The sequence below is a fragment of the Mesorhizobium sp. M0074 genome, from assembly GCF_040322975.1.
GTDB lineage: Bacteria > Pseudomonadota > Alphaproteobacteria > Rhizobiales > Rhizobiaceae > Mesorhizobium.
Genome location: NZ_JAMYUM010000020.1, coordinates 1 through 13,359, shown reverse-complemented (window position 1 = coordinate 13,359; position 13,359 = coordinate 1). Strand labels below are relative to the sequence as shown.

Genomic DNA, 13,359 nt, shown 5'->3' with positions numbered 1-13,359 from the left:
GGATGTCATGGGACGGATAACGCTGACCAACATCGATCGCGCTTACGGCAAGATGAAGATCTTGCACGGCATCAACCTCGACGTCGGTGACGGCGAGATGCTGGTCCTCGTCGGCCCGTCGGGTTGCGGCAAGTCCACGCTGCTGCGGTTGATTGCCGGGCTCGATCGGCCGACCGACGGCAAGGTCGAGATCGACGGGGTCGACGTCACTAACGTTTCGGCCGCGCAACGCGGTCTGGCGATGGTGTTCCAGTCTTACGCGCTCTACCCGCACATGAGCGTGCGCCAGAACCTCGCCTTCGGGCTTGAAAACATTCGTATGCCGAAGGCCGAGATCGACGCGCGGATCACGGAAGCGACGCGCATGCTGGAAATTGCTCCCTATCTAGACCGCCGGCCCGGTCAATTGTCGGGCGGCCAGAAGCAGCGCGTGGCGATCGGCCGTGCGGTGGTGCGCAATCCGACCGCCTTTCTGCTCGATGAACCGCTGTCCAACCTCGATGCCGAACTGCGCATCACCATGCGCGCTGAACTGGCGGGCCTGCACCGGCGGCTGGCAACCACGATGGTCTACGTCACCCATGACCAGATCGAGGCGATGACGCTGGCGGACCGCATCGTGGTCATGCGCTCGGGGCGGATCGAACAGGTCGGCCGGCCGCTCGATCTCTACAACGCGCCGGCCAACCTGTTCGTCGCCGGCTTCATCGGCGCGCCGCGGATGAACCTGCTGCCGGTGAAGGTGCGTTCGGCAAGCGGCGCCGAGGTGCGTGTCGAAGGTCCAGGCGGGCTGTCGGCCTCGATCGCCGCCGACGGGGTCGCGCTGAAACCGGGAGACGACGCGACGCTTGGCATCCGGCCACACGACATCCAACTTTCGAATGGCGGCAAGGGATCGGTGGAAGCGCGGGTAACGCTGGCCGAGGCGTTGGGACCGGAAACAGTTGTCCACGCCACCATTGCCGGCGACAGCAAACTTATCGCCGTTCTCAAGCAGCAGGGCGTTGAATCGCAAGGGCCGCCGATCAACCTCGCTCTGCCGCCGGAGCGCATGCATCTCTTCGATGCCGCCGGGCTGCGTGTCGCACCGCGTTAGCCGGCGGCAAGATAGTGGGTTGCTTTTCATGAACCCTCGCAACTGCGCACAGCGAATGCGTGTTGCGCTTGTCAAAATAGGTGAACGTTAAGACAACCGAACTCTTCAAGAGGGCGCTCTCTGCGATCATTGCTGCCACAGGATGATCCGGAAACACTTCAAAGTGGATTTTCTCGTGGGCGGTCTTCGGCACTACGGAGATCCGCGCCGGCACGTTCGCGCGCCTGAATCCGGCTGACTGATAATACGACCTGTGCTGAGGTTCAGTACGAACTACCGATCAGGTTCTGTTGTCCGGCTTCGTCATCCAAAGGACCGGGATGCGCCTGATCACGCTTGCGCCATTTGGCATTCTGCTCTTCGCAGGCGCGATGTGGCTGCTGTCTGCTTCGACGAGCGGTAGCGTCTTACCTGTCCGGCTCGTATTCCCAGTGATATGTGTTGATGCATCGATCCGCGTCGCTCCTCGCGCGAGGCCATCGTAAGGGCCCCCGTAGCGGCGATATCTCCGCGCAATGCATGGATTTCCATGAGATGCAGCCGAGGCATGGCGGAACTAGATTTAGGCGGTGAGTTCGCCTGTCCAGATATTGAAAACAAGTGCTATATCAAGCGCTGACCGTCCCCAGGCTTTTTTGTCCGACAGGAGAAGCCAATGACAGCAGCGTCCAACTCACTTGGCGAAATCGACCCCGAAGCAACGCTTGCGCTGCAAATCATCGAGAGCATGCCCGGCCACGCGTGGGCAGCCGATGCCGCCGGAAGATTCACCTATGTCAGCCCAAACACCCTGGCGTTCCTCGGCAACACGCATGAGGGTCTCAACACTTCCGAAGACGACGATGAGTTCGGCTGGCGTCGAGCCGTCCATCCCGACGATTATGATCCTGTAGCCGCCAGATGGCGGCATTGCCTCGAAACCGGCGATCCCTATGATACCGAGCATCGCCTGCGGCGCGCCGATGGCGTCTATCGCTGGTTTCGAAGCTCAGGACGACCTTTTCGCGATAGCCAGGGGCGCATCATTCAATGGTACGGCACGACAATAGACATTGAGGACCAGAAGCGGGCCGAGTCAGCATTGCGCGACCGGGAGCGGGAACTCTCGCAACTCGTGGACATGGTCCCGAGTCACATCTGGCGGCTCGATCCCGACGGCGAGCCGATCTTCTTCAATGGGCGCATGGTCGACTTTCTCGGCCTCGACGTAGCGGATCTGGACCGACCGGGCATGAGCCGGCTGGCGGTGATGATACAGGCCGCCGTTCATCCGGACGACGCGGCAGCATTCGGCGATGCACTCCGTGGTTGCTTCGCTACCGGTGCGAGCTTCGCGATGCGCTATCGCCTGCGCCGTGCCGATGGCGTCTATCGCTGGATGTCGAGCCGGGCGGAGCCGATGCGCGATGACGCCGGCCGCATCGTCCAGTGGTACGGCCTCTGTCACGACATAGACGATCAGATGCACGCCGAAGCGGCGTTGCGGCAGAGCGAGCAGCAACTTCAGCACATGATCGACGCGGTGCCGGTCCGCATCTGGAGTGTGATGCCGACCGGCGGGCCGGTCTACTTCAACAAGCGATACCAGGACCATTTCCGCTCCGTTATCGCGAACTTTGATGTGCTCGGCGAGCCGGGCATCGAAACGTTGCTGCACGAGGTGATTCATCCCGAAGATGCGCCCGAGGTGCAGCGCACGTTGTTGACCTGTTTCGAAACTGGCGGCGGCTCCGCGATGCGGTTTCGCTGGCGCGAAAAAGACGGCACCTATCGCTGGGCAGAGTGCAGGGTCGAGCCGCGGCGCGATGACGACGGAACGGTCGTGCAGTGGTACGGGGTTTCTCTCGACATCGACGATGAGGTGCGCGCGCAGGCCGCGTTGCGCAAAAGTGAGCGGCGCCTTCAGCAGCTGATCGACACCGTGCCCGCTTTGATCTGGAGTACGACACGGGAAGGGACGCCTTCCTACGTCAACAAACGGTTCACCGATGTAACCGGGGCCACGCTCCACGACATCACCGCCCCGGACGGGTCGCCGTCGCTGAGCGTGATCCACCCAGACGATATCGACACCGCACGGCAGGCGATCCGCCATTCATTCGCAACGGGCGTGCCTTACGTTCAGAGATATCGCCAGAGGCGGGCCGACAGCGGCTATCGCTGGACCGAGACTCGCGCCGAGCCGCTGCGCGACGAAGATGGCAGCATTCTCCAATGGTACGGCGTGAGCGTCGACATCCATGACCTGGTGACCACGCAAGCCGCGTTGCACGACCGGGAACGAGAGCTCTCGCAGCTCGTCAACATGGTTCCGAGCTACCTCTGGCGGCTGTCTCCCAACGGTGAGCCGACCTTCTTCAACAAGCGCCTGATAGATTTTCTCGGCCTGGACATAGCGGACGCGGAAAAGCCGGACACGAGCCTGCTGGCGGCCTTCATTGCCACCGTCGTCCATCCCGACGATGCAGCCAGCCTGAAGGAAGCACTCGACAGCTGCTTTGCCACCGGCGAGCGCTTCTTCATGAAGTATCGCCTGCGCCGTGCCGATGGCGTTTATCGTTGGATGGAGGGCCGCGCGGAGCCGCTGCGGGACCAGGGTGGACGCATCGTCCAATGGTACGGCCTTACGCACGACATCGACGATCAGCTGCGCGTCGAAGAGGCGCTGCGCGAGAGAGAACGCGCTCTCTGGCAGCTCGTTGAAACGCTGCCGGCAATGATCGATTGCGCCGCGCCGGATGGCGAACCGATATATCGCAGCCAGCAGCTCCGCGAATTCCTCGGATACAATCTTGAGGAATTGGACGAAGCGGGAAAGTCCCGGCTGGCTGGCACACTCGACGCCGGTGTTCATCCCGACGACCTGACAGGTGTCAAAGAGAGATATGCCCATTGCCTGTCCACAGGCGAGCCGTATGCGCGACGGCACCGTCTGCGGCGCTTCGATGGTGAATATCGCTGGGTCGAGACGCGCGCCGCGCCGATGCGCAACGCTGAAGGCGCCATAGTGCAGTGGAACGTTATCTGCCTCGACATCGAAAATGAGGTGCGGACACAAGAGGAGCTTCGGCTGGCACAAGAGAGACTTGCGCGTGCGAGCCAGGCGGCGAGCCTTGCCGAACTCTCCGCATCCATCGCTCATGAGGTGAACCAGCCGCTGGCCGCCATCGTAGCCAACTCCAACGCATGCCACCGTTGGCTGTCCGCCGAGCCCCCGAACGTCGAGCGCGCGAAGATCACGGCCGAGCGTATCATCCGCGATGCCAACTCGGCGGCGGATGTCGTCAGCCGCATCCGTGCCTTGTTCAGACCTTCGCTTGAAATGAGAACCAGCACACCGATCCCCAGCGTCGTTGCCGAAGCACGTGACCTTATGGCCGAGGAAGCCATGCGGCGTCGCGTTCGCATGGACATCGACGTCGAAAGCAACCTTCCGCTGGTTGCGTTCGATCGCGTCCAGATTCAGCAGGTCCTGGTCAACCTCATTCGCAACGGCATGGAGGCGATGGACAACACGGCGGGCGACAAGGTTCTCGGAATGCGCGTGCGCCGGATAGAGGACACGATCCAGACCGAGGTCCGCGACCGAGGCCCGGGTATCGAACGTCCCGACAAGATATTCGAGCCGTTCTTTACAACGAAAGGGAACGGAATGGGCATGGGGCTCGCGATCTCCCGTTCGATCATCGAGTCTCACGGCGGACGCCTTTGGGCGGAGAATAGCGTGCCGCGTGGGGCGACATTCATCTTCACCCTCCCGGTTGAAGCGAAAGCTGCGCAATAACTGGCGGCGCTCAGTAAGCGCTTGGTTTTTTCGGCTCTCGGTGAAGGGGCGCCGCCGCCCCGTGCAATGCATGGATTTCCATGAGGTGCGGTTGGGGCGTGGCGGGATTAGGGTGGCTACGTGAGTCCGTCAGCCCAGTCCAGCTATCAAGAGCAAGTGCTACACGAAGCGCCGACAATCTCCAGAGTTTGTTTGTCCGTCAGGGGCACCCGATGACGATAGCGCCCAACTCACTTGGCGAGACCGATTCCAGCGCAACGCGCGCGTTAACGCATGACTTGGACCGATCCGGACCGGGAAGTGGCCGATCTTTCGCGACGAATGAACCGGGCCTGATTCGCGGCAACATGATCAGTGATCTTGAAAGAGGCAGGTTGTCGCGCGTCTGGTCGCACCGTCCCCAATTCTTACATCTGGGGCTTTTTATTACGGCCTATGTCCTGGGCTGCGGCTTCGCCCAGTCGCTCGCAATCATACCTGGAACAGGGATTTCCATTTGGCCTCCGAGCGGGCTTTTCATCGCTACGCTTGTCTTCGCCTCCAGGTATAGCTGGCCGTGGTGGGTGCTGGGGGCCTGTGTGGCAGAACTGTTCAGCAACTTCTTGTGGTTCCACACTCCGCTGCCCGCGGCCTTCCTGATCTTTGCCGGCAACGCTCTTGAAGCGGTGGCCGGCGCATGGCTTGTGAACCAGACCTGCAAGCGCCCAGTTCGGCTGGAAACGTTGCGGGACGTTCTCGCATTCGTCGCACTGGCCGCTGGAGTTGCGCCAGTTGCAAGCGCGACGGTGGGAAGTGCGGCGCTTTCGTGGTTTGGCATACAATCGCAAACCTTTGCGACGGCTTGGCCGCTGTGGTGGATCGGAGACGCGACGGGAGTCCTGATCGTAGCGCCACTGGCGCTGGTCGTGTTCCAGAACTGGCGCGGCAAGGCGCAGCTCTCGGCGGCGCGGTGGATGGAAGCTTGCGTCCTGGGGCTGATCTTTCTTGGTACCGCCGCCCTTTCCTTGAGCGGCTATCTGCCCTTCGCCTACATCATCATGCCGCCTCTTCTTTGGGCCGCGGTGCGCTTTGAGTTCCGAGGCGCCGCCGTAGCATTGACCGTTCTCGCTCTGATCACGGCGGTATTCACGATATCCGGCGCCAGCCAATTTGCCGGCGATCCCGAGTCCCAGAAGCACAACCAGATCATGCTGCAGCTTTTTCTGGCCATCTCTGCATTTTCGGCGCTCGTCGTGGCCGCCATTTCCAGGCAGCATCAGGCGGCGGTGCTCACTTTGCGCCAAAGTGTGGAGACCTTGCGGGAGCGGGAGCGAGAACTCTCGTTGCTGGTCGAAATGATCCCCGCTCACATCGCCCGTATGGCGCCCAACGGCGAACCAACCTTCTTCAGCAAACGCACGACAGACTATATCGGCCTCAACGACATCGCGGACTGGGACAAGCCGGGCACGAGCCGCCTGGCGACCGTGGTCGCGGCAGCCGTCCATCCCGACGATGGACCCAGGATGAGAGAATGGCTCAGCCGCTCGCTCGCCACCGGCGAACCCTATCCCATAAGGTATCGCCTGCGTCGCGCGGACGGCGTGTACCGCTGGAGGGAGGGCCGCGCCGAGCCGCTGCGGAACCAGAGTGGGGCGATCGTGCAATGGTACACGGCCAGCATTGACATCGACGATGAGGTGCGCGCGCAGGAGGCATTACGCGACCGGGAGCGGGAGCTCTCGCAGCTTGTCGACATGGTTCCGAGCCATGTTTGGCGCCTGACGCCGGACGGCGAGCCGACCTTTTTCAACAAGCGAATGGTCGACTTTCTCGGCCTTGACGTAACGGATTTGGACAAACAGGGCATCAGCCGGCTGGCGGCGATGATAGCGGCCATCGTCCATCCGGACGACGCAGCAGCATTCGGCGATACGCTCAGTCACTGCCTCGCCACCGGTGAGCGCTTCTCCATGAGGTATCGCTTGCGCCGCGCCGATGGCATCTATCACTGGATGTCGAGCCGGGCGGAGCCGATGCACGATCACGCTGGGCTGATCGCGCAGTGGTACGGTCTCTGTCACGACATAGACGATCAGATGCAAGCCGAAGAGGCCCTGCGGCGGAGCGAATTGCAGCTTCAGCAGATGATCGACGCTGTGCCGGTCCGCATTTGGAGCGCGGTGCCGACCGGCGGGCCGGTCTACTTCAACAAGCGATACCAGGACCATTTCCGCGCCGTCATCGCCAATTTCGAAACACTCGGAGAGCCGCGCATCGAGGAATTGCTGCAAGAACTGGTTCATCCCGAAGATGCTCCCGAGGTGCTGCGCACGTTGCTGAGCTGTTTCGAAACAGGCGGCGGTTCCGCGATGCGGTTTCGCTGGCGCGAAACAGATGGCTATCGCTGGGCGGAGTGCAGGGTGGAGCCGCGGCGTGATGAAGACGGGGCGGTTGTGCAATGGTACGGGGTTTCCCTCGACATCGACGAAGAGGTGCGCGCCCAGGAAGCGCTGCGACAAGCCTCCGACAAACTCGCGCAAGCCACTCAGGCTGCAAGTCTCGCCGAGCTTTCCGCTTCGATCGCGCACGAGGTGAATCAGCCGCTGGCCGCGATCGTCGCCAATTCCCATGCATGCCACCGTTGGCTGTCCGCCGCCCCTCCGAACGTCGAACGCGCGAAGATTACGGCCGAGCGCATAATCCGGGACGCTAATTCGGCGGCGGACGTCGTCGGCCGCATCCGCGCGCTGTTCAAGCAATCCACCGAGACGAGGACCAATGCGACGCTCAGCAGTGTCATCGCAGAGGCACGCGACCTCGTGGCCGAGGAAGCGATGCGTCGGGGCGTTCGCACCAGCGTTGATGTCGGAAGCGACATTCCGCTAGTCGCGTTCGATCGCGTCCAAATCCAGCAGGTTCTGGTCAATCTCATCCGCAACGGCATGGAGGCGATGGACTCTGGTGCGGATGACGGAGTTATCAGCATCCGCGTGCGCCATATCGGGGATGTTGTCCAGACGGAAGTCAGAGATCGCGGCCGGGGCGTCGCGTTTCCCGACCGGATATTCGAACCGTTCTTTACCACGAAAGAGCAAGGGATGGGCATGGGACTGGCGATCTGCCGTTCGATCATCGAGTCGCACAGCGGGCGTTTATGGGTCGAGAAGAACGAACCACGTGGAGCGACGTTTATCTTCACGTTGCCGATTGAAGCGAAAGCGGCGTCATGACGACGGACGGCCAAATTGTCTTCATCGTAGATGACGATGAACGCATCCGGGAGGCGCTCAGTGAGCTGCTGGCTACACACGGCATGTGTGCCCTAGCGTTCGGATCGGCGGGCGATTATATCCGCGCTGACAAGCCGGACGTCCCTGCCTGCCTCATCCTCGATATCGAGTTGCCGGATATTAACGGCCTCGATCTGCAGCGGCAGATTGCCGAGGGCGATCATCCGCCGATCGTTTTCCTGACGGGACATGGCGATATCCCGTCCTCGGTGCGTGCGATCAAGCACGGCGCCGTGGATTTCCTGACTAAGCCCTTCAGCGATGCAGACCTCATGGCCGCAATCCATGCGGCGATTGCCCAGGATCGGGTACAGCGATCGGAGCGCGCCGAGCTGGGCGTGTTGAAGCAACGTTATCTCGAGCTGACGCCGCGCGAACGTGAGGTGCTGCCGCTGGTGGTCAGTGGTCTGCTCAACAAGCAGGCGGCCGCTGAACTGGGGATCAGCGAAGTTACGCTGGAAATTCATAGAAGGAACGTCATGCAGAAGATGGTCGCGGCGTCGCTCGCCGACCTCGTTCGCATCGCCGAGCGATTGGGAATACCGATCACGCACTCGCGCCGGGCAGGGGGGAACTGAGGGTGAGCAAGCGGAGGCCTGTCGTGGCGATTGTCGACGATGACCCAAGACTGCTCGAGTCGCTGGAGGACCTTCTGGAGTCCGCCGGCTATGTGGCCCGCAGCTTCTCGTCGGCAGGGTCGTTGCTGGTCAGCGGCCTGTCTGGATTGGACATGCTTATCACCGACATCGGGATGCCAGGCATGGACGGCTTTGAACTTCGCGACTTGGTCAAGAAGGCGCGTCCGGATCTGCCTGTGTTCCTGATCACCGGCCGCCACGAGATAGTGGATCAGCACCGCGCCAAGGGCATTGGCAGGCTTTTCCGCAAGCCGTTCGATGGCCAGGCACTGCTTGCGGCGATCGGCGACGCTTTGCGCAACCCAGAAACGGAGGCTGAACATGAGAGTTGACCAATTGCCCTTACCGAGATCGACGCCGTCATCACAGCAGCGAAGGGCTGAAGCCGAGCAGCCGCTGGTCATTATTGTCGATGATGATGCCTCTGTTCGGGAGGCGCTGTCTGAATTGATCCTGTCGGCGGGTTTCCTGCCGGTGTGCTTTACCTCAACCCGTGAATTGCTTGACGCCGACGTGTTGGAGAGCCCCGGCTGCTTGATCCTCGACGTGCGCATGCCGGGGACGAGCGGTCTCGATCTGCAGCACCATCTTGCGAAAAACGGCAACCCCAAACCCATTATCTTCCTGACCGGGCATGGCGACATCCCGATGACTGTCCAGGCGATGAAGGCCGGCGCCGTGGACTTTCTCACCAAACCGGTGCGGGATCAGACGCTGCTTGACGCTGTGATCGCCGGCATTGCGGTGGATGCCAAGCGGCGGGCGGATGCCGTGATCGTCAAGCGCAACATCGAGCGCGTCGAGACGCTGACGCCGCGCGAGCGCGAGGTCCTGCGTGAAGTGGCGCGCGGACGCCTCAACAAGCAGATCGCCTTCGACCTCGGCATCAGTGAAGTGACGGTCAAGCTTCACCGCGGCAATGTCATGCGCAAGATGGAAGCCGCTTCCATCGGTGAGCTGATCCGGGCGTGGGAAACGCTGCCCGCGCCGATGCGCGAGGTCTAGATTTTGGCACAAGCCGATCCATGCCCCATCCAATAGGATCGCCCGGCGCGCCCGGCCATTTCAGGTGCTTTCTCAGCGCGCCCAGGCCTCCTGCCTGTTGGTACGCTCGTGCTGCTGCGGGTGATCCCGATGTACATCGGTGGTCCTGTTGGTGTTTCGCGGCAAGGCCGCGCCAAACATCGGTTACCACTGAGCGGCGCCCTTTGGCGGCGCCAGTCTGACCGACAAAGTCGCAACATTTCATGCAACAGCAACTGACGCCGGCCATGCCGCGTCGGTCCCCGCGCCGCTACCCAAGCCTAAATTGACGTGTGTCTATAAGAGCTTGCCTCAGCCCGGCCCTATCTTCGGCGTGCCTGCCCTGCACTTTGGCATCGTATGACAGATGCTTCCGTAGAATAGGTTCGCGGCCCGGATCGATGCATCCTGTTCCTCGCAAGCCATCACGACCGTCGCGTTTCTACCGCTCCTCGCTCGCTCCTCCCCGAACGCGACCGCACAGGCCGACTCGACGGTCGTGATGGTGAGCAGGATGCTCAAAGCACATGGATGGATATGATGAACAAAGACGGACTTTTCTCCGTCGGCGGATCTCGCCGCGATGTCTTGTTGGCAGGCCTGATCTCTACGGCAGCCGCCGGACTGCCCCGCGCTGCTTCGGCAACGAGCCGAAAACAAAACCTTCCCTCTTTCCCCTCAATCAAAGGAACCAAGACGATGAGCACCATCACGACCAAGGATGGCACCGAAATCTACTACAAGGATTGGGGCAAGGGTCCTGTCGTCACGTTCTCGCACGGCTGGCCGCTGAATTCCGACGCCTGGGACGGCCAGATGCTCTTTCTTGCCCATAACGGCTTTCGGGTCGTTGCGCATGACCGGCGCGGCCATGGCCGATCGAGCCAGGCCACGTCCGGCAACGACATGAACGGCTATGCGGACGATCTTGCAGCCGTGATCGAGGCGCTGGATCTCCGGGACGCCACGCTGGTCGGCCATTCCACCGGAGGAGGCGAGGTTGCTCGCTATATCGGACGGCACGGGACGAAGCGGGTGGCCAAGGCTGTTCTTATCGCCGCTGTTCCGCCGATCATGGTGAAAACGCCGGCCAATCCGGAAGGTCTGCCGATCGAGGTATTCGACGGCATAAGGGCTGGCCTCGTCAAGGATCGTTCGCAGTACTACCGGGACCTCGCACCGTTGTTTTATGGCGCGAACAGGCCAGGCGCCAAGGTTTCCCAGGGGACTCTGGATCAGTTCTGGCTCTGGAGCATGCAGGCGGGTCTCGTGAACGCGTACGAAAGCGTCAAGGCGTTCTCCGAGACCGATTTTACCGAGGACCTCAAGAAGTTCGACGTACCAACCCTCGTCCTGCATGGCGAGGACGATCAGATCGTCCCCGTCAAGGACTCGGCAGTCAAGTCGGCCCGATTGATCAAAGGCGCAAAGGATATCTATTACCCCGGCGCGCCCCACGGGATCACGGCCACGCACCAAGATCAGGTCAATGCTGACCTGCTCGCCTTCATCAAAGGATAGCACGCCCTCAGTCACGACCGCATGTTCTCCGCAATTCCTTGGAGCCGCCGATGACCACCTTTGGCAATATTTCGCGCGCCCTGAACCGCATTTCGGGTGGCGCGCCAGGTCAAACCTTGTGCGCTCGCATAGCCGAGCGGTGGCCTGAATGCTGGTTCTGTCGGCTCATGTCCCGGATTGTGGAACCGAACCACTGCGCCATCGAGCTGGAGCGCTGGCAGAGGCGCGAAACATATGCTGCGCCACGGCTGCCACTCGGGCAACTGCGCCTGTGCAGCGCGGAGGCGATCGCCGGCGTTCGACAGTACGTCGCGCTGTCGGGGGTCGCCGCCGCGCGCTTGTTCTGCCTTGAAGGCCAAAGCGCTCTCCAAGACGTCAAACTGGCTAAGCGCCGGGAGTTTATCAATCGGTAGCCGTTTGCGATTGCCGCTCATTTTGGCGGTCTCAATTCGGCGTGAAATTTTCTTGGCGAGCAGTTGCGACTATCGCAGCAGCACCGGCACTATTTTTCGAAGGCAGGAACGAAATGGGCGCACTCTCGGGCAAGATCGCAGTGGTCACCGGCGGAAACAGCGGGATCGGACTATCGGCTGCAAAAATCTTTGCGGCCGAGGGCGCGCAAGTCGTCATTACCGGCCGCCGGCGGCAGGCGGTCGAGGAAGCGGTCGCACAGATCGGGGCAGGCGCGCTGGGCATTCAGGGAAATGTGGCCGACGTGTCGCACCATGACGAGGTAGCGCAACAGATCCGCCAGAGGTTCGGGGCGCTCGACATCTATATGGCGAACGCCGGCATAAACACCATCACGCACTCGGCCGACGTCTCCGAGGCAGAATATGATGCGCAATTTGCCGTCAATACGCGGGGCGTCTTCTTCGGCGTCCAGAAGCTGATTCCGGTCATGCGGAATGGCGGCGCAATCATCCTCACAGGCTCGCTGGCCAGCGAGAAGGTTCTGGACGGTCATGCTGTTTACGCGGGCTCGAAGGCGGCCATAAATGCCTTTGCGCGCGGTTGGGCGATCGAACTGAAGTCTCGCGGCATCCGGGTCAACGTGCTCAGCCCAGGTCCGGTGGATACGGCTATTCTCGATAAGCTAGGCGTACCGTTTGAGCAGCGCGGGCTGTTTGAAAAGGCGATGGCGGAGGCAATACCCCTGGGCCGGATGGGGCAGCCGGAAGAGCTGGCAAAAGCTGCTCTGTTCCTTGCCTCGGACGCGAGCAGTTTCGTCACGGGCATCAATCTGCGGGTCGACGGCGGGATGGCAGTGCTCTGAGCCACGACTGCGATGTCGCGCCAATAGACTGGCGAATAACGCCGGAGCAATCGGTCTTCCTCACGACGATTTTCCGGGAAGCTGCCGCACGAATCCCGCCAAATAGGTCGGAGGCGAGACGTTTTGTCGACGTGGTGCAAATTGAGCCACGTAAATGGCAAGTCGCATTGCAGGGATCGACGCGCAAGAGAGAAGTCGGCTCGCCGATACGGCGGAGGGACCGAGGTCACGCCCCGGTCCTTCAAATTTTTCTGTAGGTCGGGATCAGTGACCCCAGATGCCCTGGCCATATTCATCGTTGGGAACAGTCGGCTTGCGTGCGGTTTTCGGCACCCCGATATCGTTGTTCATTTTTTGGATCGAGGATGTATACATGTTGTCAGAGGCAGTCGCAGGCTGCTGGGCTCCGTTTGATCCATAGTGGTCGCTTCCGGCAGTGGCGCTTCCTGCTGTAATAACAAACACGGCGACAGCAAGGACTGTCATTTTCATTTCAGTAACTCCATTGATAGTTTGGATGGTATTCACACATGCAAATATAAATGTCGTGACGCAGCGACACGATCAGACGGTCCGGCTGTTTGACTCATACCAAGGCATTGGGCGATGCGGGCCGAAGGCCAGGAACTATGTCGTTGACGAGAGGAGGCTTTGCCGCCGTGTTCAGTTGTGTGCGTCAAGTTCTGCAAAATGGCGTGGCATTGCGGTGACGTCGGCGTGTCCGCCGCGCAGCCCCCGTGTTTAGCGGA

At 61.3% G+C, this 13,359-nt stretch carries 10 protein-coding genes; 9 read left to right on the top strand and 1 reads right to left on the bottom strand.

Going from position 1 to position 13,359, the window contains the following annotated elements:
- Positions 1-7: 7 nt before the first annotated feature.
- The 9 genes from NKJ73_RS24310 to NKJ73_RS24270 all read left to right on the top strand — a co-directional run bounded on the left by NKJ73_RS24310 (position 8) and on the right by NKJ73_RS24270 (position 12,610).
- A complete protein-coding gene (locus tag NKJ73_RS24310) occupies positions 8-1,096 on the top strand; it encodes an ABC transporter ATP-binding protein (protein ID WP_023674193.1) in 1,089 nt (362 codons plus the stop codon).
- Positions 1,097-1,751: 655 nt separating this feature from the next.
- A complete protein-coding gene (locus tag NKJ73_RS24305) occupies positions 1,752-4,880 on the top strand; it encodes a PAS domain-containing protein (RefSeq protein ID WP_023674194.1) in 3,129 nt (1,042 codons plus the stop codon).
- A 374-nt stretch (positions 4,881-5,254) separates the two neighbouring features.
- Positions 5,255-8,092 carry a sensor histidine kinase gene (locus NKJ73_RS24300; protein WP_352571427.1) on the top strand — a complete coding sequence of 946 codons (2,838 nt, stop codon included), beginning with the start codon at positions 5,255-5,257 and terminating at the stop codon, positions 8,090-8,092.
- Entirely contained in the window at positions 8,089-8,730 is a 642-nt protein-coding gene (locus tag NKJ73_RS24295; RefSeq protein WP_023674196.1) for a response regulator transcription factor, read from the top strand. Before NKJ73_RS24300 ends, NKJ73_RS24295 begins: the two co-directional genes overlap by 4 nt.
- A 2-nt stretch (positions 8,731-8,732) precedes the next feature.
- Positions 8,733-9,122, top strand: a complete 390-nt coding sequence (locus NKJ73_RS24290) for a response regulator (protein WP_031211076.1) — start codon at positions 8,733-8,735, stop codon at positions 9,120-9,122.
- Positions 9,112-9,795, top strand: a complete 684-nt coding sequence (locus tag NKJ73_RS24285) for a response regulator transcription factor (RefSeq protein ID WP_031211078.1) — start codon at positions 9,112-9,114, stop codon at positions 9,793-9,795. Before NKJ73_RS24290 ends, NKJ73_RS24285 begins: the two co-directional genes overlap by 11 nt.
- 558 nt (positions 9,796-10,353) lie before the next feature.
- Entirely contained in the window at positions 10,354-11,334 is a 981-nt protein-coding gene (locus NKJ73_RS24280; RefSeq protein WP_502899049.1) for an alpha/beta fold hydrolase, read from the top strand.
- Positions 11,335-11,384: 50 nt separating this feature from the next.
- Positions 11,385-11,747 carry a hypothetical protein gene (locus NKJ73_RS24275; protein ID WP_352571371.1) on the top strand — a complete coding sequence of 121 codons (363 nt, stop codon included), beginning with the start codon at positions 11,385-11,387 and terminating at the stop codon, positions 11,745-11,747.
- A 113-nt stretch (positions 11,748-11,860) separates the two neighbouring features.
- Positions 11,861-12,610 (top strand): glucose 1-dehydrogenase, encoded by a 750-nt coding sequence (locus NKJ73_RS24270; RefSeq protein WP_023674202.1) that lies wholly within the window; start codon positions 11,861-11,863, stop codon positions 12,608-12,610.
- 264 nt (positions 12,611-12,874) lie between these two features.
- On the opposite strand, the gene NKJ73_RS24265 is transcribed toward NKJ73_RS24270, so the two are convergent.
- Positions 12,875-13,102, bottom strand: coding sequence for a DUF680 domain-containing protein (locus NKJ73_RS24265; RefSeq protein WP_352571370.1), 228 nt, complete (start codon positions 13,100-13,102; stop codon positions 12,875-12,877).
- Between the last annotated feature and the right edge of the window lie 257 nt (positions 13,103-13,359).